This is a genomic window from Alkalibacillus haloalkaliphilus (assembly GCF_007991275.1).
GTDB classification, from domain to species: Bacteria; Bacillota; Bacilli; order Bacillales; family Alkalibacillaceae; genus Alkalibacillus; species Alkalibacillus haloalkaliphilus.
In genome coordinates this window covers 98,717-115,218 of record NZ_BJYA01000011.1, presented here as the reverse complement: position 1 = coordinate 115,218, position 16,502 = coordinate 98,717, and the positions used below count along the sequence as shown (strand labels likewise).

General features: G+C 36.9%; 19 protein-coding genes. 13 read left to right on the top strand and 6 right to left on the bottom strand.

The features are described from left to right. Positions 1–47 precede the first annotated feature (47 nt). From AHA02nite_RS08375 to AHA02nite_RS08350, 6 genes are all read left to right on the top strand, one after another. Positions 48–236 (top strand): alpha/beta-type small acid-soluble spore protein, encoded by a 189-nt coding sequence (locus AHA02nite_RS08375; RefSeq protein WP_017186443.1) that lies wholly within the window; start codon positions 48–50, stop codon positions 234–236. A 172-nt stretch (positions 237–408) separates the two neighbouring features. Then, complete coding sequence (locus tag AHA02nite_RS08370; protein ID WP_146816259.1) at positions 409–2,010, top strand: amidohydrolase; 1,602 nt, start codon at positions 409–411, stop codon at positions 2,008–2,010. Between the two features lie 143 nt (positions 2,011–2,153). Next, the gene (locus AHA02nite_RS08365) at positions 2,154–2,813 is read left to right on the top strand and encodes a DUF2953 domain-containing protein (RefSeq protein WP_146816257.1); all 660 of its coding nucleotides are present in this window, start codon (positions 2,154–2,156) and stop codon (positions 2,811–2,813) included. Further along, positions 2,791–3,222 (top strand): GerW family sporulation protein, encoded by a 432-nt coding sequence (gene ytfJ / locus AHA02nite_RS08360; protein WP_146816255.1) that lies wholly within the window; start codon positions 2,791–2,793, stop codon positions 3,220–3,222. The genes AHA02nite_RS08365 and ytfJ overlap by 23 nt, the downstream gene beginning before the upstream one ends. Before the next feature lie 74 nt (positions 3,223–3,296). After that, complete coding sequence (locus AHA02nite_RS08355) at positions 3,297–4,277, top strand: class I SAM-dependent methyltransferase (protein ID WP_146816253.1); 981 nt, start codon at positions 3,297–3,299, stop codon at positions 4,275–4,277. A 15-nt stretch (positions 4,278–4,292) separates the two neighbouring features. Then, a complete protein-coding gene (locus tag AHA02nite_RS08350; RefSeq protein WP_146816251.1) occupies positions 4,293–5,108 on the top strand; it encodes an EcsC family protein in 816 nt (271 codons plus the stop codon). Between the two features lie 28 nt (positions 5,109–5,136). Here the strand turns inward: AHA02nite_RS08350 and AHA02nite_RS08345 are convergent, their stop codons facing one another. Beyond that, positions 5,137–5,586, bottom strand: a complete 450-nt coding sequence (locus AHA02nite_RS08345) for a universal stress protein (RefSeq protein WP_146816249.1) — start codon at positions 5,584–5,586, stop codon at positions 5,137–5,139. A 153-nt stretch (positions 5,587–5,739) separates the two neighbouring features. Here AHA02nite_RS08345 and AHA02nite_RS08340 point away from each other — a divergent pair, with 153 nt between their 5' ends. The 4 genes from AHA02nite_RS08340 to AHA02nite_RS08325 all read left to right on the top strand — a co-directional run bounded on the left by AHA02nite_RS08340 (position 5,740) and on the right by AHA02nite_RS08325 (position 10,579). Then, the gene (locus tag AHA02nite_RS08340; protein WP_146816247.1) at positions 5,740–6,498 is read left to right on the top strand and encodes an SDR family oxidoreductase; all 759 of its coding nucleotides are present in this window, start codon (positions 5,740–5,742) and stop codon (positions 6,496–6,498) included. Between the two features lie 83 nt (positions 6,499–6,581). Beyond that, positions 6,582–7,694, top strand: coding sequence for an alanine dehydrogenase (gene ald / locus AHA02nite_RS08335; protein WP_146816245.1), 1,113 nt, complete (start codon positions 6,582–6,584; stop codon positions 7,692–7,694). Between the two features lie 175 nt (positions 7,695–7,869). Next, complete coding sequence (locus AHA02nite_RS08330; RefSeq protein WP_146816243.1) at positions 7,870–9,174, top strand: aspartate aminotransferase family protein; 1,305 nt, start codon at positions 7,870–7,872, stop codon at positions 9,172–9,174. Between the two features lie 13 nt (positions 9,175–9,187). After that, positions 9,188–10,579, top strand: coding sequence for a YjiH family protein (locus AHA02nite_RS08325; protein ID WP_174758187.1), 1,392 nt, complete (start codon positions 9,188–9,190; stop codon positions 10,577–10,579). Positions 10,580–10,617: 38 nt separating this feature from the next. Here AHA02nite_RS08325 and AHA02nite_RS08320 read toward each other — a convergent pair whose 3' ends face one another. Continuing rightward, positions 10,618–11,712, bottom strand: a complete 1,095-nt coding sequence (locus AHA02nite_RS08320; protein WP_146816241.1) for a M24 family metallopeptidase — start codon at positions 11,710–11,712, stop codon at positions 10,618–10,620. Positions 11,713–11,832: 120 nt separating this feature from the next. Here AHA02nite_RS08320 and AHA02nite_RS08315 point away from each other — a divergent pair, with 120 nt between their 5' ends. Both AHA02nite_RS08315 and AHA02nite_RS08310 read left to right on the top strand, forming a co-directional pair. After that, a complete protein-coding gene (locus AHA02nite_RS08315; protein ID WP_146816239.1) occupies positions 11,833–12,513 on the top strand; it encodes a metal-dependent hydrolase in 681 nt (226 codons plus the stop codon). A gap of 123 nt (positions 12,514–12,636) precedes the next feature. Beyond that, the gene (locus AHA02nite_RS08310) at positions 12,637–13,941 is read left to right on the top strand and encodes a DRTGG domain-containing protein (protein ID WP_146816237.1); all 1,305 of its coding nucleotides are present in this window, start codon (positions 12,637–12,639) and stop codon (positions 13,939–13,941) included. Here AHA02nite_RS08310 and AHA02nite_RS08305 read toward each other — a convergent pair whose 3' ends face one another. After that, on the bottom strand, positions 13,942–14,241 hold the full coding sequence (locus tag AHA02nite_RS08305; RefSeq protein WP_146816236.1) for a YtpI family protein: 300 nt from the start codon (positions 14,239–14,241) through the stop codon (positions 13,942–13,944). It abuts the gene before it with no gap. A gap of 91 nt (positions 14,242–14,332) precedes the next feature. Between AHA02nite_RS08305 and AHA02nite_RS08300 the strand changes: the two genes are divergently transcribed. Then, positions 14,333–15,277, top strand: a complete 945-nt coding sequence (locus tag AHA02nite_RS08300; RefSeq protein WP_146816234.1) for a DHH family phosphoesterase — start codon at positions 14,333–14,335, stop codon at positions 15,275–15,277. A gap of 44 nt (positions 15,278–15,321) precedes the next feature. On the opposite strand, the gene AHA02nite_RS08295 is transcribed toward AHA02nite_RS08300, so the two are convergent. From AHA02nite_RS08295 to AHA02nite_RS08285, 3 genes are all read right to left on the bottom strand, one after another. After that, on the bottom strand, positions 15,322–15,504 hold the full coding sequence (locus AHA02nite_RS08295) for a hypothetical protein (protein WP_146816232.1): 183 nt from the start codon (positions 15,502–15,504) through the stop codon (positions 15,322–15,324). Positions 15,505–15,640: 136 nt separating this feature from the next. Further along, positions 15,641–16,147 carry a sporulation membrane protein YtrI gene (ytrI, locus tag AHA02nite_RS08290; RefSeq protein ID WP_146816230.1) on the bottom strand — a complete coding sequence of 169 codons (507 nt, stop codon included), beginning with the start codon at positions 16,145–16,147 and terminating at the stop codon, positions 15,641–15,643. Position 16,148: 1 nt separating this feature from the next. Then, on the bottom strand, positions 16,149–16,478 hold the full coding sequence (locus AHA02nite_RS08285; RefSeq protein WP_146816228.1) for a YtrH family sporulation protein: 330 nt from the start codon (positions 16,476–16,478) through the stop codon (positions 16,149–16,151). Positions 16,479–16,502 lie beyond the last annotated feature (24 nt).

The window sequence follows — 16,502 nt, the reverse complement described above, 5'->3', positions numbered from 1 at the left end:
GAATCACCCCTAGTTATCTCAAAATAGTTAACGAGGAGGTGAAAGAAATGGCTAACAACAACTCTAACAACTTAGTAGTACCAGGCGTACAAGCTGCATTAGACCAAATGAAAACTGAGATCGCTCAAGAATTTGGTGTACAACTAGGTCCAGATTCTACATCTCGTTCTAACGGTTCTGTAGGTGGCGAGATTACAAAGCGTTTAGTACAACAAGCGCAACAGCAAATGCACTAAGTAGAAAACAATAAATAGTGAATTGAAGCTTTATGACATTCTAATCAGTTGTAAAAACGATGATCACAACTTTTAGATTTAAAAGTGTATGTTTTTACAGCCGGTATAGAATGGTGGAGGGGGCAGTCAATCAAGCTGCCCTTTTCATATGTCTAAAATGGGAGGACTTAATATGGGGAAAATTTGGTATGGTGGTACAATCTATACAATGAATCGTGAAGGGGAAAGTGTTGAAGCTATCTATGAAGTTAATGGAAAAATTGCTGATGTAGGCACAGTTGATCAATTGATGGACCAGTATAAAGAAAAGGTTACAGAGCAAGTGTATTTTGATGGTGTTATGCTGCCCGGATTCATCGATAGTCATTTACATATTATAGGACATGGTGAGCGTTTAATTCGGTTAGATATTACATATGCTCAATCAAGAGAAGAACTTATTAATAAAGTAGAGGAATATTCCCGATCATTAGCCGATCATAAATGGTTGATTGCAGAAGGGTTCAATGAAAACAATTGGGAAGAACCGGACGTGATTCATCGTGATGAATTAGACGCTATTTGTCCAAATCATCCAGTCATTTTAACACGTGTTTGTCGTCATGCAATGGTAGCAAATAGTAGAGCAATGGAGCTTGCAGGGATTGATGAACTGACTGAAGAACCTGATGGTGGTGTAATCGAAAAGGATGACCAAGGACGGTTGACAGGCTATTTTCATGACCAAGCTCAAGAATTGTTAAAAGAAGCAATGCCTGAACCAGACCAAGCCTATTTAGAGCGTGCAATCAATGCTTCGGTTGATGATTTATTATCATATGGTTTAGTCAGCGGTCATAGTGAGGACTTAAGCTATTATGGTGGGTATGAAAAAACAGTACAGGCTTTTCAAAATACTGTTGAAAAGGATCAGCGTTTCCGTGCCCATTTACTAGTCCATCATGAGATTGTAGAGGATTATGTTGAAGATCAAGGAAAGGGTCATACTACTGATGATTGGTTAGAATTTGGGGCTATGAAATTGTTTGTTGATGGAGCATTAGGAGGAAGGACTGCACTTCTTTCTCAAGCTTATCATGATGATCAATCAACAAATGGCGTAGCGATTCATTCTGATGAAGATTTAGACAAGCTGATTCAACAAGCAAGAAGTTATGACATGGCCGTAGCTGTTCATGTTATAGGAGATTTGGCAACAGAGAAAGTGTTAAATGCCATTGCAGCTAATCCTCCTAAACAAGGCTTAAAAGATCGAATAATTCACGCACAAATAATGCGTTCAGATCTTATAGAACGTATGAAGCAGCTACCTATTGTTATTGATATCCAGCCAACATTTGTGTCTTCTGATTTTCCATGGGCAATTGAAAGAGTTGGTTACTCATTGATCAAAACTTCGTATGCTTGGAAAACTTACTTAGAAGAAGGAATATTATGTGCAGGTGGATCTGATGCTCCTATTGAAGAAGTAAATCCGATAAACGGAATTGCTGCATCAGTTAATCGTCGTTCAATGTTCGATGGTAATGTCTACTTAGAAGATGAGTCGTTATCTGTTTACGAGGCGATTAAACTTTATACTGTGAATCCAGCGAAAGTAATAAATAAAGATCATGTTCAAGGCAAGATTAGTCCAGGACATTTTGCAGATTTCGTAGTGTTAGACAAAGATCCGTTTGAAGTTGAGAAGTCAAAACTTGATGAGATAAAAGTAAATCAAACTATTGTCAATGGAAGAGTAGTTTATGACGATCAAGCAGTAAATATAAAATAAATTAATATAATTTAAGTATTGTTACCCTTTTAGCTGTAATTAGCTGAAAGGGTTTTTAATTGAGATTAGACTGTCACAAAAAAATCATATGTATAATTTACCAATTTAAGCTGAATATAAAACTAGAAGGTAGGTGAATTTTGTTGGTTATTGTTGGGGGTATACTAGTCATTATATTAATTACGATTATTTTTATTCTGTTTAGCAAAGTAACCGTTGAATTGATGGCTACATATGCGAACAAGCAGAATGACATCTTTATAACTGTAAAATGGATGAACATAAAAGTGTTTCGTCGATCTATACCAGTTATAGACCTTAACAGTGATTTGTCATTAGATATTGTAGAAAAAGATGAAATGTTAAATCATCAAGTCCCAGATAAAGAGAAACATTACACCCCTCAATACATGGAAGAACAATATCACATCATACAAAAAGTATTTGATACTACAAGAGATGTTGTACCACACGTGTTAAATGTTGTTAGAGCCTTCCGATTACACCACTTTAAGTGGGTGAGTGAATTAGGTGTTAAAGCAGCTAATCAAACAGCTGTTCTAGTTGGGACAGCTTATTCATTAAAAAGTATGGGATGTCACTGGATGGTTGTTCTAATGCAAAGTGATTATAATCCCGAATTTGAAGTTAGACCAAATTATCAAAAACCGACCCTTCAGTCCGAGCTGGAATGCATATTATCAATCAGAATCGGTCAAATTATGCGTAATGCGTTATCTATAGCGTGGCAATATCAAAAATTAAAGAGGTGGAATGGAAATGAGCGAGCATCCAATTCATAATATGATGGAAACAGCAATGGAAAACTTAAAAGAAATGATTGATGTCAATACAATCATTGGAGATCCAATTGAAACACCAGACAAATCTGCGGTTATTTTGACCGTATCTAAAGTCGGTTTCGGTTTTGCTTCTGGTGGTAGTGAATTTAATAACTCAGGAGGAAACCATGACGATTCATCGCAGTCTAATATGCCTTACGGTGGAGGTGCTGGCGGTGGTGTATCTATTACACCAATTGCTTTTTTAATTGTCAGATCACACGATGTAAAAATGGTGCATCTAGATGAAGGGACTCATATTGTTGAGAAGTTAATTGATTTAGCGCCTCAAGCAGTTGAGAAAATTCAACATATGGTCCAGCAGAACAAACATACAAACCATTATGGAACAACAAATACGCCTGACTAAAGCGCTGAAACTATCATAGTCCCGACAAGTTTGCTAAAATGAATAGTGTATAAAATAGTGACGGAGGGACTTTGATGGAGCAACAAATAAACGAGTTGTTCAATTGGTTAGATGAAACAAGTACAATCATTGAGCAGGAAGAAAACACACCTTATATCGAAGCATTAATAGCGAGTAGTAATTTATTATTTGAACAACAGGTCCCTGAAGACCTTGAACCGACTTATCAAAAGCAGTTAACAGATAAGGTCAATCAAATACAATTTAATCAGTATGATCGTGAAGCTAGACGTAAAGCGATGCAGTTAGCTATTTTAAAAGGAATGAAAGGTGCTACTCAACAGCACCACTATATTACTCCTGATACAATTGGCGTATTTGTTGGCTATCTTATTAATAAGTTCTTAGAAGGGGAACAGTCATATCGTTTATTTGACCCTGCTTGTGGTTCGAGTAATCTGTTACTGACCATTTTAAATCAACAAGAACACTTAACTGTAGATACTTACGGAAGTGAAGTGGATCCTACCTTAATTCGCTTAGCATTTAATAATACGAATTTACAAGAACGTCAGATTGAATATTTCCATCAAGATAGCTTGAAACCAATCCTTTTAGAGCCAGTAGATGTTGTAGCATCTGATTTACCAGTTGGCTATTATCCTGATGACCAAACGGCAAGTTCTTACGAGTTAAAAGCAGAAGAAGGACATTCTTTTGCACACCATTTATTTATAGAACAAAGTGTAAAGTATATTAAAGAAGGAGGGTACTTATTCTTTGTTGTACCTAGCTTTCTTTTTGAAAGTGAACAGAAAGAGCAACTACAGGCCTTCTTAAAAGATCAAGTTCACATTGTTGGTGTGTTAGAATTGCCGAAAACAATGTTTAAAGATGAAAAATTCTCAAGAAGCATATTAGTGTTACAAAAGAAGGGTGAAGGTACAAGAGATCCGAAGAAAGTCATGCTAGCACAACTACCTTCATTTAAAGATGTTCATGCAACGAACAATGTTATTAAACAAATCGATCAGTGGTTTAAGAATGACCGATAAAGGAGCCGTGTTTTAATGGGAGAGGAACGCGTCTTAAAGGAGATCGAACGTTGGGAACGTGAAGTGTCTTCCTATGTATCAAATGATTTTGAAAAAGTGTATGAACTGTGGGTGCAAGATCAGTTTAATAAGTTACCGAAACCGGTTCAACGTAAGTTTTTTGAAAGTATTGATCAATGGCTTTTGTATACGTATACGTTTTTACAAGGGACTAATGCACAAGCTGAAGCTTACAACCGTATTCTACAAGTCGGCAGAACTTATGATGAGGATATTCAACAAATTGAAGATTTAAGAAAGTTATCAATTGAGAAGTTAACCTACTTATCAGATCAACAAGTTGCTCGTAATCGTGTATATTCATTTGTTCAAGGTGGAGCAACAGGAGCTGGTGGCTGGTTATTGCTAGGTGTCGACTTACCGATGATGATCGGGTTAAATTTGAGAACAGTGCAATTAGTAGGAACGAGTTATGGGTATAACATGCACAACCCTATTGAAATGGTAGTAGCTCTTAAAGTATTACACGCAGGTGCCTTACCAAAACGACTTCAGTATGAGGCTTGGGAAGAGTTGAAAGGAGATATTGAGCAATATGATCGATTAATGTCACAAGAAAAACAACTCACGAACTCGTCGTGGATTGAGCAACCTTTAAGAAATGTATTTAAGACAATTGCCATTTTAATGTTCCGCAAAAAGCTATTCCAAGGTGTTCCGTTAATTAGTGTTGGGATTGGTGCAACGGTCAATTATAAGACGGCTAAAAGTGTAAGTGACTTTGCTAAACGATTTTATCAATATCGAGCTATTCAAGAACGTCATCATTAAAAAATGGGGGTATCTCACCCCCATTTTTTTATTTAGAATCTTCTGGACGAATAACTAACACATCAACCTTTGAATAGCGTGTAATGTGTTCAGAAACACTGCCAATAAAGAAACGTTCAACGGTGTTCATACCTGTAGCACCGCAAATAATTAAATCGGCATTATGTCGTGGAGCAACTTCTTTAGCAATTTTCACTTTTGGAGAACCATGTTCAAGGTCAGTCACCACATTTTCGACGCCAGCTTCTTCAGCTCGTGTTTGGTAAGTTCGTAAAAGTTCAAGAGCATCATTTTGCACACGATCAGAAACGCTTCGATCGTACGCTTCGATTGTTGAGTATACTCGGGTGTCAACTACGTGAGAAATAATGAGTTTGGCATGGTTTCTTTTGGCGATGTCGATTGCTTTTAAGAAAGCATATTCAGACGCTTTAGACCCATCTACCGCAATGACAATGTCATGATATTCAAATGCCATCAAGACACCTCCTTGTCTAATTAATTGTATTGTACCATTATTATCTGAATATTCATACTAATATTAATATAGACTTTAAAGTTGTTTCGTTCATTTTCCAAAATAATCATGGTAAAATAAAAAGGTAGGCAAAGAATGATTGGAGGCCTTTAAATGAGACATGCAATTGTAACTGCAGGAACAAAAGGCTTAGGCAAAAAGATGACAGAAGCGTTATTAACAAAAGGTTATAGTGTAACAGCTACATATAGAAGTGATCGAGAGAAAGCTGAAGCATTATTAGATGAATTGGCAGAGTATCAACATCGTTTACATATTGTTCAGTTAGATACGATGGACGTATCATCAATTAATGAAGCAGTAGATCAAGCATACGAAAAGTTTGGACGTGTGGATTCTTTAATTAGTAATGCTGGTCCGTATATATTTGAGCGAAAAAAACTGTTTGATTATACAGACCAAGAGTGGAATGAGATGGTGAGGGGAAATCTCGATGCTTCGTTTTATTTATTGAAGCGTTGCTTACCGATTATGAGAAAACAACAGTACGGTAGAATCGTTTTCTTAGGGTTTCAAGGTGTTGACCATAGTTCTGGTTGGATTTATCGATCGGCTTTTGCATCAGCTAAAGTTGGACTAGCTTCGCTAATGAAGACAGTAGCATTAGAAGAAGCGGAGAATAGAATTACCGCGAACATGATCGCTCCAGGAAAAATCGTTGATGATATGAAGGAAGCGGATATTGTAAATGCTAGAGAAATTACTGAAACAGAAACACCGATTGGCAGGCCTGGTACAGGTGAAGATATCGCAAGGGTTGTATCCCATCTAAGTGATGAAGACTCTGATATGATCACAGGTACAGTCGTTGAAGTTACAGGGGGCCTAGATGTGATTCACCGTCATTTGTAAATTTAGTTTCCACTTTTTATATATCATGTTATAGTTAAAGCGGTTACATAAATTTAATAACTTTTAGCATTGGAGGATTAATTATGAAAATAGGTGTACCAAAGGAAATAAAAAATAATGAGAACCGTGTTGCCTTAACTCCTGCTGGTGTTATGTCCTTAATAAAAGCTGGGCATGAACTTTATGTTGAAACAAATGCAGGCGAAGGATCGAATTTCACGGATGAACAATATAAGGAAGCTGGCGCTACTATAGTGTCGACTGCTAAGGAAGCATGGGACCAGCAAATGGTTATGAAAGTTAAAGAACCACTGCCTGAGGAGTATGATTACTTCTATGAAGGTCAAATTTTATTTACATACCTTCACCTTGCAGCAGAGCCGGAGTTAACTAAAGCACTAACTGAGAAGAAAGTAATCGGAATTGCTTATGAGACAGTTGAATCTGCTCAAGGCACATTACCGCTTTTAACACCTATGAGTGAAGTAGCTGGACGAATGGCTTCACAAATTGGAGCTCAATTTTTAGAGAAATCTCGTGGTGGAAAAGGAATTTTATTAGGTGGTATTCCTGGTGTTACACGAGGTAAAGTAACAATTATTGGTGGTGGCGTAGTCGGGACTAACGCAGCTAAGATTGCAGTCGGTTTAGGTGCTGACGTTACAATAATTGACCTAAGTCCAGAGCGTATGCGTGAACTTGATGACATCTTCGGTAAGCAAATTAAGACGGTTATGTCTAATCCGTTAAATATCGAAGAACATGTGAGAGAGTCTGACTTGTTAATTGGTGCTGTGTTAATCCCAGGAGCTAAGGCACCAAAGCTTGTAACAGATGAAATGATTCAACAGATGAACCCTGGATCAGTCGTTGTTGATGTAGCGATTGACCAAGGTGGAATTGTTGCAACAAGTGACCGTATTACAACACATGATAACCCAACTTATGAAAAGCACGGTGTACTCCATTATGCTGTTGCTAACATGCCCGGTGCAGTTCCTAGAACATCAACAATTGGGTTAACAAATGTAACAGTACCATATGCATTGCAGCTAGCTAATAAAGGGTACAAGCAAGCCGTTCTAGATAACGCTAGCTTATCTAAAGGTGTAAATACACTTGACGGCTATGTGACATACAAAGCTGTAGCTGATGCACATGAGTTAGAGTATAAAGATTTAAACGATTTACTATAAAATTAAGTTCACAAAAATAATCAACGGAAAGTGACCTCTTTAATGGGGTCACTTTTTTTATGTTCTTTTTAGTAACCATAAAAAAATTAATACATGCTATTGAATTTTTATGCATAAATATGTATTATTATAAAATATCAAAAGACAAAGTATTTAAAGGTTTAGGAGGATCTATATGCACCAAGATCAAAGTTGGGTGAAGTTAACAGAATCGATTGGAGATTATTTAGCTCCAGGGATGGCTAAAGACCACCCGAACCTTCCAGTTGAAAAAGCTGAGGGGTGCTATTATTACGGAATTGACGGAGAGAAGTATTTAGATTTCACTTCAGGAATTGCTGTTGAAAATGTTGGGCACAGACACCCTAAAGTCGTTCAAGCAATTAAAGATTCAGCAGACCATTTAGTTCATGGACCATCGGGTGTCATTATATATGAGCCAATTCTTAAACTTGCAGAGCAATTACAATCCGTACTACCTGAACCACTAGATAATTTCTTCTTTGGAAATAGTGGAACCGAAGCTATTGAAGGTGCGATCAAGCTAGCGAAGCATGCTACAGAACGTCCTTACGTTATATCATTTACGGGTTGTTTTCATGGTCGTACAGTAGGTGCTTTAAGTGTCTCGACTTCTAACAGTAAGTACCGCAAGTTTCTACAACCTTCATGGTTAACATATCAGTTACCATATGCAGACCCAAGTAGTTGTCCTGTTGATGAAGATCCAGACGTTTATTTTGCCAATCAACTAGAAGAAGCAGCTGAGAGCTTATTCAATCACCAAGTTGAAGCAGAAGAAGTAGCTTGTATGATTGTTGAACCTGTACTAGGTGAAGGTGGATATGTCATTCCACCAAAAGGTTGGTTGCAAAAAATGAGAGAAATTTGTGACCGTCACGGGATTCTGCTGATCTTTGATGAAGTGCAAACAGGTTTTGGACGAACAGGTGAATGGTTTGCAGCTCAGACGTTTGGAGTAACACCAGACATCATGGCAATTGCTAAAGGAATAGCTGCAGGCATGCCGCTAAGTGCTACAGTTGCTTCAAAAGAACTAATGTCTAAGTGGCCATTAGGCTCTCATGCGACAACTTTTGGTGGCAATCCAATTGCTTGTGCTGCATCAATTGCTTCACTAGATGTTATTAAAAACGAAAATTTAATAGAGAACACGAAAGACGTCGGTCAATATGCATTTGAACGGTTACAAAAATTAGCTGAAAAGCATGGTGTCATTAAGGACGTCCGTGGTGTCGGATTAATGATAGGGATTGAAATGCAATCTTTAGGTGAACAAGAAGTAGGGGATCTTGTTATGGATATATTAAATAGTTGTTTACAAAAAGGTGTCCTATACTACTTGTGTGGTCAGAAGGGTCAAGTAATCCGTATGATTCCACCGTTAGTAGTAACGAAAGAAGAAATTGATTTTGGACTTAATGTATTAGACGAAGTGTTGACTGAATTAACGAAATAAGGGGAGAAGTTTTATGGGGGGATTACAACAAAAGTATGATGTTGAAGGAAATATTAAAGGGTCTAATTCATTAAAAGTAAAGTTGACGTTTCTTATACCATCTTTAATCGGTATCTTACTATTTTTAGTTCCAATTTCTGTTGACGGACAGTACACAATTGGGATCGGACTATTAGCAGATTATTTATTAGAGACATTTAGTGATCATATGCCCTACTTTGTCGTTGGTCTTTTAGGGGCATCTTTTATCTTGTCGTTATTAGCTACATTTATGAAGATAGAATTTATAGAGAAGAGCGACTTTTTAACTAACTTGTTCAAAGTGACATCACTTGGTTTGATAGTACGAGGTTTTGGCTTTTTAGTTGGTTTATTAACAATTATGACTTTGGGACCGACGATCATTAATTCACCAGGTACTGGTGAAGTTGTACTTTACGACTTAGCCCCTGTTTTATTAACCTGGTTTTTATTCGCAGGTTTGTTTTTACCATTACTAATGCAGTTTGGATTAATGGAATTCATTGGTTCATTATTAAATAAAGTGATGCGCCCGTTATTTACTTTACCAGGGCGCTCATCAATCGACAGTATGGCTTCTTGGATGGGAGCAGGTCCAGTAGGTGTATTAGTTACATCGAAACAATTCGATGAAGGGTATTATAATCGTAGAGAAGCGGCTGTTATTGCGACAACATTTTCAGTAGCTTCAATCGCCTTTAGTTTAGTAATTGCTAACGTCATTGGAGTCGGTCATTTATTTATACCTTTTTATTTAACAGTTGTAGCTGCTAGTTTAGTTGCGGCTATCATTATGCCTAGAATCCCGCCATTATCAAGAAAGAAAAACACTTACAGAGAAGATGTCGGGAAACAAATAAATGATGCGAGTCCAGAAGGTGTTTCAGCATTGAAATGGGGTTGGATTCAAGCGACACAAAAGGCAAGTCAAGCTAAAGGGTTCATTCACCAATTCAAAAGCGGTTTAAAGACTGTTGCAGATATTTGGTTTGGGTTAATTCCTTTAGTCATGAGTTTAGGTGTAATAGCACTTATTTTGGTAGAGTTCACACCTATATTTAATGTTTTATCATACCCATTAGTTCCTTTATTGGAATTGTTGAGAATTCCAGAAGCAAGTGCAGCAGCTCCAGCAATGCTCGTTGGTTTTGCAGATATGTTTTTACCAGCTGTAGTTGGTAGTAGTATTGAAAGTGAGCTAACACGATTTGTTATAGGCGCACTATCAGTTGCTCAAATAATTTATATGTCTGAAATTGGTGTGTTAATTTTAAAATCTAATATTCCAGTTAAATTACACGAACTATTTATTATTTTCTTGCAGCGTACATTAATTTCATTACCAATCATAGCTTTAATTGCACACTTATTAATATTCACTTAAATAAAGCCCCTTTCCAAATGGAAGGGGCTTTAAGTTTATTAAACTTTCTGTAGTGTCTTTGGGAATTTGGTTAGTGTTTTAGGACCGTTTTCTGTCATTAATACATCATCTTCAATGCGGACACCTCCGACACCTGGAACGTATATACCAGGTTCAATGGTAAAAGACATTCCAGGCTTCAATGGATCTTCGTTATTTGAAGCCATCGATGGGAATTCATGAACATCGATGCCAATTCCATGACCAATTCGGTGCGTAAAGTATTCACCGTAACCAGCATCTTCAATCACACTACGTGCAGCACGGTCAATTTGTCCCAAAGGTGTGTTGATCTCACAAACATCAAGTGCGTTTTGTTGTGCAGCAAGAACAGTGTTATAAACTTTCTCTTGTTCTTCACTAATATCCCCTACGGCTACTGTACGTGTAATGTCTGAACAATACCCTTTATATACGACACCTAAGTCCATTAAAACAAATTCTCCGTCTTCTATTGGTTTCGTACTTGGTGTCCCGTGGGGAGCAGCTGTTTTAGCACCTGAAAGAACTAATGTTGAAAAGGACATGTGGCGAATACCTTGTTCTTTAAGCGCATATTCAACTTCTGCAATAATTTCTAACTCTGTCTTACCTGGTTTAATATGCTTAACAGCAGTTTCAATACCGAAATCAGCGAAGCGAGCAGCTTCTTGTAAAATCTCAACTTCATCGTCACCTTTAATGACGCGCAGCTCATTCAAAAGTCGTTGGCCGTATTGAATATCTTCGCTTTTCGTTAGGTTTTGCAGTTGTTGAAAGCGCTCAACGTTTAAGTTCTCTTCTTCAATTGCTAGATTACGTGGTAAACCACCTGAGTGGGATAACCACTTCTCGAACTTTTCCCACGGGTTTTCGTGGTCGAAGTATGTAATGACCTCGCTTGTCCATCCAGCATTTTTTATATCTTCCAATTCTAAAGCAGGCGCAATAATTGTTTTTCTGCCTTGTACGTCTATGTATAAAGCAATTAAACGTTCGTGTGCTTCAGCGTACAGGTTACTAAAGTAAAAGACATTAGCTTTTGATGTAATGAAAATACTTTCTAAGTTATTATTTTGTAAGCTCTCAATTAACTGATTAGTTCTTTGTTCCATTTAATCCACCTCTAAAATTTTTTGTCTTTATGTGTTATCTTAACGGATAAAGGGAAATAAATGAATGATGACGAAGTAATTATTTAAGAAAAATTTAAAAAATTCAGGAGGTTGATTGTGATGAAAGTATCTTTTCACGGTCATTCAGTAGTTAAAGTTGAAACATCAAACCACACTATTTTAATTGATCCATTTATTTCTGGTAATGATAACTGTGATTTACAGGCAGAGGGTTTAAAAGCTGACGTAATTTTATTAACTCACGGGCATAACGATCACGTTGGTGACACAGAGAAGATCGCAAAAGACAATGATGCATTAGTTGTTGCTCCATTTGAGTTAGCTACCTATTTAGGAAATAAAGGCTTAAATACTCACCCAATGCACATTGGTGGTGGGCATAACTTTGAATTTGGGCATGTTAAATTAACTCAAGCCTTTCACGGTTCAGCATTCACAGAAGACGACGGCACCATTGTTTATACAGGAATGCCTGCTGGACTTCTATTAACAGTGGAAGGGAAAACAATTTATCATGCTGGTGATACTGCATTGTTCTCAGATATGAAGTTAATTGGTGACTTAAACGAGATAAATTTAGCCTTTTTACCAATTGGTGATAATTTCACTATGGGGCCTAAAGATGCGAAATTAGCGGCTGAATGGATTAAGGCTGATCGAGTTGTACCAATGCATTATGATACGTTCCCATTAATTGAACAAGATGGAGAAGCGTTTGCTAACTCTTTACAATCAGGTGTAGGTCATGCAATGAAACCTGGAGATGGGATTGACTTATAGGAAGTTTGTTCAAACCACGCAAATTACTTGCGTGGTTTTTCTCATTTATACAGCAATTGCTGAACGGCTTAACTCAAGGTATAATGTTAAACATATGAATGCGGAAGAAATTGGGTGAGGTGTATGAGTACAAAGCACGAGCAAATTTTGAATTACATAGATGGGTTGCCAGTTGGCACGAAAATTTCAGTTCGAGCTGTCGCGAAAGAGTTAGATGTTAGTGAAGGTACGGCTTATCGTGCTATTAAAGAGGCCGAAAACATCGGATATGTTAGTACGATTGAACGTGTAGGTACAATTAGAATTGAACAGAAGCGTAAAGAAAATATCGAAAAGCTAACATTCGCAGAAGTCGTTAACATTATTGACGGTCAAGTACTAGGTGGGCGAAGTGGTTTACACAAAACTTTAAATAAGTTTGTAATCGGTGCAATGAAACTTGAAGCTATGATGAAATACACGGAGAAAAGCTCACTTTTAATTGTAGGTAACCGTGTCAAAGCACAAGAGAAAGCATTAAATGCAGGTGCAGCCATTTTAATTACAGGTGGTTTTGATACGACTGATTATGTAAAAAGCTTAGCTGACCGATATGAACTTCCTGTTATTTCTTGCTCATACGACACGTTTACAGTCGCTGCTATGATTAATAGAGCAATATATGACCAATTAATTAAAAAAGAAATTGTCATTGTTGATGATATTTATACGTCGATTGATGAGACGCACGTGTTGTATGAAGATGATCTAGTATCTACTTGGCATGCATTAAACGAACAAACGAAGCATAGTAGATATCCTGTATTAAACAGGCAAAATCAAGTCGTCGGGATTGTTACGTCAAAAGACATTATTAATAAGCGGATCGATTTAAAAATTGAAAAAGTGATGGCAAAAAAACCAATCGTAACAAAGGCGACTACATCCTTAGCTAGTGCTGCACATACAATGGTTTGGCAAGGGATTGAGTTAATGCCAGTTGTTGATGAGGATTACACGTTCTTAGGCGTTATTAGTCGTCAAGATGTTATTAAAGGGTTGCAAAGCAGTCAAAGGCAGCCGCAAATCGGTGAGACTATTGATGACTTAATTCATAAGCAACTCGTTTCGAATGATGAATTTAGTGGCTTTACGACAGAGATCTCTCCTCAAATGACAAATCAGTTAGGAACACTTTCGTACGGTGTGTTTGCTTCATTTGTAGCAGAGGCTTGTAATCAAACGTTGAAAAAAGAAAAGACAGGAGACATGGTGATTGAAAATTTATCAATCTTCTTCATGAAACCTGTCCAGATTGGAAGTCAACTTAGAATTGTCCCGCAAATACTTGAACTGGGAAGAAAGTTTGCTAAAATCGATGTTCAAGTATTATCAGACGAAGAACTCGTTGGAAAAGCGATGGTTATGGCCCAATTCATTAACCGTTAATTAATTAGCTGTTTGCTCAACTTTTAAAATTTCTTGACGGTAATGTTTAAAGATCTTAAAACCAAACACAATTTGTGCGATCCCAACAGCTAAGAAAACAATGGTTAAATATAAAACGATTTGTGTTGGATAAGCTACGTATTGATTCATACCGAATGTTGCCATAAATACCCCTAAGGCGATACGAGCTTTACCATTTGTATATTGCATATAAAGAGGATTTTTATAGTTAAAAATTCTTACTTTAAAATATAAGTACAATACAATTGATATAACAAAGATGCTAATTAAGATTGGCAATGTTAACTCTCCTTTTTCACTTCAATTCGAAGTCTATTGTAACGATTTTTAATTAAAATTGCTAGTGTATTGCGATGAAAGGGTGCTGAAAATGAAAACAGATATTATAAAAGCCATCAATGATTACAACACTATTATTATCCATCGTCACGTTAGACCTGACCCTGATGCATACGGGTCACAGGTAGGTTTAGCAAAAATCATTCAAGAAACGTATCGTCATAAAGACGTTTATGTTGTAGGTGAAGAAGATACCTCTCTAAATTACTTAGCGCGTTTGGATGATATTGAAGATGATCAATATAAAGGTGCCTTAGTCATTGTATGTGACACAGCGAATGAAGAACGCATATGTGATCAAAGGTACAACCAAGGAGCTAAACTGATAAAAATTGATCACCACCCTAATCGTGAGCCATATGGCGATATGATGTGGGTTGATACAGATGCATCATCAACGAGTGAAATGATCTATGAACTGTACTTAGAAGGTAAATCTGAAGGTTGGACGTTAAATCAAGAATCAGCTAGACTACTTTATGCTGGAATAGTCGGCGATACTGGAAGGTTTTTATTCCCTAGCACAACAGAACGGACTTTTAATGCAGCGCAAGAATTAGTCACTTATAATTTTGATCGAAAAGCTTTGTACGACAATATGTACCAAGTCTCAATCAATATAGCCAAGTTTAAAGGAGAATTATTAAGTTCACTTGAACCACGTGAAAGTGGCTTAGCAGTATTTAAGTTGCCTAAAGAACTATTAGATGAGTATGGTGTGTCAGCAGATGATACGCATACTTTTGTTGGTATAGCAGGTGATATAAAAGGTATCCATGCATGGGTGTTTTTTGTTGAAGAAGATGATGTCATAAGAGTGCGTCTAAGGTCTAAAGGTCCAGTCATCAATGAAGTTGCTGCACAATTTAACGGTGGAGGACACCCGATGGCTTCTGGAGCGAAAGTGTTTAGTTGGGATGAAGCGGATCAATTAGTTGAGTCTTTAGATCAAGTCTGTCGTGAGTTTGAAGGGTAATTGAAAAAGCTGCTCTTATTTTAAGAGCAGCCTTAATTATAGTATTAACTTCTAGGAATAAACCAGCAACCAATATCCGTTTGATCTTCATAAATATCGAGGTTGTTTGAATTAATTCTACGTTTCATTAGTCGGATGAGTTCTTCAGTTTCTGCATAAGCGGAGTAACCGTTCCTTAGATTGTTGACCTTCTCATTAGCCATGCGTCTTTTACATACAACAAACATACATTACTCACCTCATTTTGACATTTGTCCCTCAAATTGTTGTTAATTTTAAGGAGTTCTACTATATATTGTACCCCAAAACTTTAGAAAAATAGCTTTTCTGACAAAAGTTTCAAAAAAAAGTCAAATAAGCAAGCTATGAACTTGTTATATGGACTTTAATGGTAATGATTAATGTTGTAGAAATCGTAATGTGATGCACTTCTAATTGATATCTAATATCTCTAATATTGTAAAGTTTGTTCTCAATTGTTCTAATGATTAATTCTCTTTGGTCAGACACAGACTGGATATTTCGGCCCATAACGGTTTGCAATTCTTGTAATACGTTTTCGTTTAACTCATGCAAGGTGAAACGATCAAGGTCTAACTCATCAGCGTTATGCCAATTAAGCTCAATATCTTGAATGGTTAACCTTTCTTCATTAGCACGATTTAAATCATCTTTATCTTGTTTTAACAGTTCATTTTCTTGTTTAACTTGACTTAGTTCGTTTCGTAGTGTCAGGTTTTCCTCAATCCACCTTTCAGTATGCTGTCCATACACATATAAGAAAAACATATAACCAATGACAACACCTGTTAAAATTCCAATAAAAAACGCTTGCCACGTTGTTTTCTTATAAAATGGGGGTATGTGCATGTTAAATGTCCCCTTGTGTGATCCAGCTAATTAACATGAGGGCTGATTTAACCCCTCCCATAGCTGAAATGATTAATAATATTTGTTTAATTAGATCGACGGTTGATGCTTCAAATATTCCTTTTTCAAAAGTAGAAATCGCATCAAAGGTGCCACCAATTGCTGCAACAATTGCCCAAATCCTTAATTTCTTTGCTGCTAACATCATTTCAGAAATGGGTGGTTGTCCAGTTAAATAGGCGCTTAAACTACCAAATAAAGCACCGCCAGTTAATACGCCAAAGGCAATAAAAAAACATTTTATAATTGAGGCAATAAATCGTTCTTCCATATAATCTACGACCTTTCAGTGTAG

Coding starts and splice junctions, on each gene's coding strand:
- AHA02nite_RS08355 (WP_146816253.1), top strand. CDS start 3,297: ATGGAGCAACAAATAAACGAGTTGTTCAATTGGTTAGATGAAACAAGT.
- AHA02nite_RS08330 (WP_146816243.1), top strand. CDS start 7,870: ATGCACCAAGATCAAAGTTGGGTGAAGTTAACAGAATCGATTGGAGAT.
- AHA02nite_RS08320 (WP_146816241.1), bottom strand. CDS start 11,712: ATGGAACAAAGAACTAATCAGTTAATTGAGAGCTTACAAAATAATAAC.
- AHA02nite_RS08285 (WP_146816228.1), bottom strand. CDS start 16,478: ATGGAAGAACGATTTATTGCCTCAATTATAAAATGTTTTTTTATTGCC.
- AHA02nite_RS08345 (WP_146816249.1), bottom strand. CDS start 5,586: ATGGCATTTGAATATCATGACATTGTCATTGCGGTAGATGGGTCTAAA.
- AHA02nite_RS08370 (WP_146816259.1), top strand. CDS start 409: ATGGGGAAAATTTGGTATGGTGGTACAATCTATACAATGAATCGTGAA.
- AHA02nite_RS08325 (WP_174758187.1), top strand. CDS start 9,188: ATGGGGGGATTACAACAAAAGTATGATGTTGAAGGAAATATTAAAGGG.
- AHA02nite_RS08375 (WP_017186443.1), top strand. CDS start 48: ATGGCTAACAACAACTCTAACAACTTAGTAGTACCAGGCGTACAAGCT.
- AHA02nite_RS08300 (WP_146816234.1), top strand. CDS start 14,333: ATGAAAACAGATATTATAAAAGCCATCAATGATTACAACACTATTATT.
- ytfJ (WP_146816255.1), top strand. CDS start 2,791: ATGAGCGAGCATCCAATTCATAATATGATGGAAACAGCAATGGAAAAC.
- ytrI (WP_146816230.1), bottom strand. CDS start 16,147: ATGCACATACCCCCATTTTATAAGAAAACAACGTGGCAAGCGTTTTTT.
- AHA02nite_RS08340 (WP_146816247.1), top strand. CDS start 5,740: ATGAGACATGCAATTGTAACTGCAGGAACAAAAGGCTTAGGCAAAAAG.
- AHA02nite_RS08315 (WP_146816239.1), top strand. CDS start 11,833: ATGAAAGTATCTTTTCACGGTCATTCAGTAGTTAAAGTTGAAACATCA.
- AHA02nite_RS08310 (WP_146816237.1), top strand. CDS start 12,637: ATGAGTACAAAGCACGAGCAAATTTTGAATTACATAGATGGGTTGCCA.
- ald (WP_146816245.1), top strand. CDS start 6,582: ATGAAAATAGGTGTACCAAAGGAAATAAAAAATAATGAGAACCGTGTT.
- AHA02nite_RS08350 (WP_146816251.1), top strand. CDS start 4,293: ATGGGAGAGGAACGCGTCTTAAAGGAGATCGAACGTTGGGAACGTGAA.
- AHA02nite_RS08295 (WP_146816232.1), bottom strand. CDS start 15,504: ATGTTTGTTGTATGTAAAAGACGCATGGCTAATGAGAAGGTCAACAAT.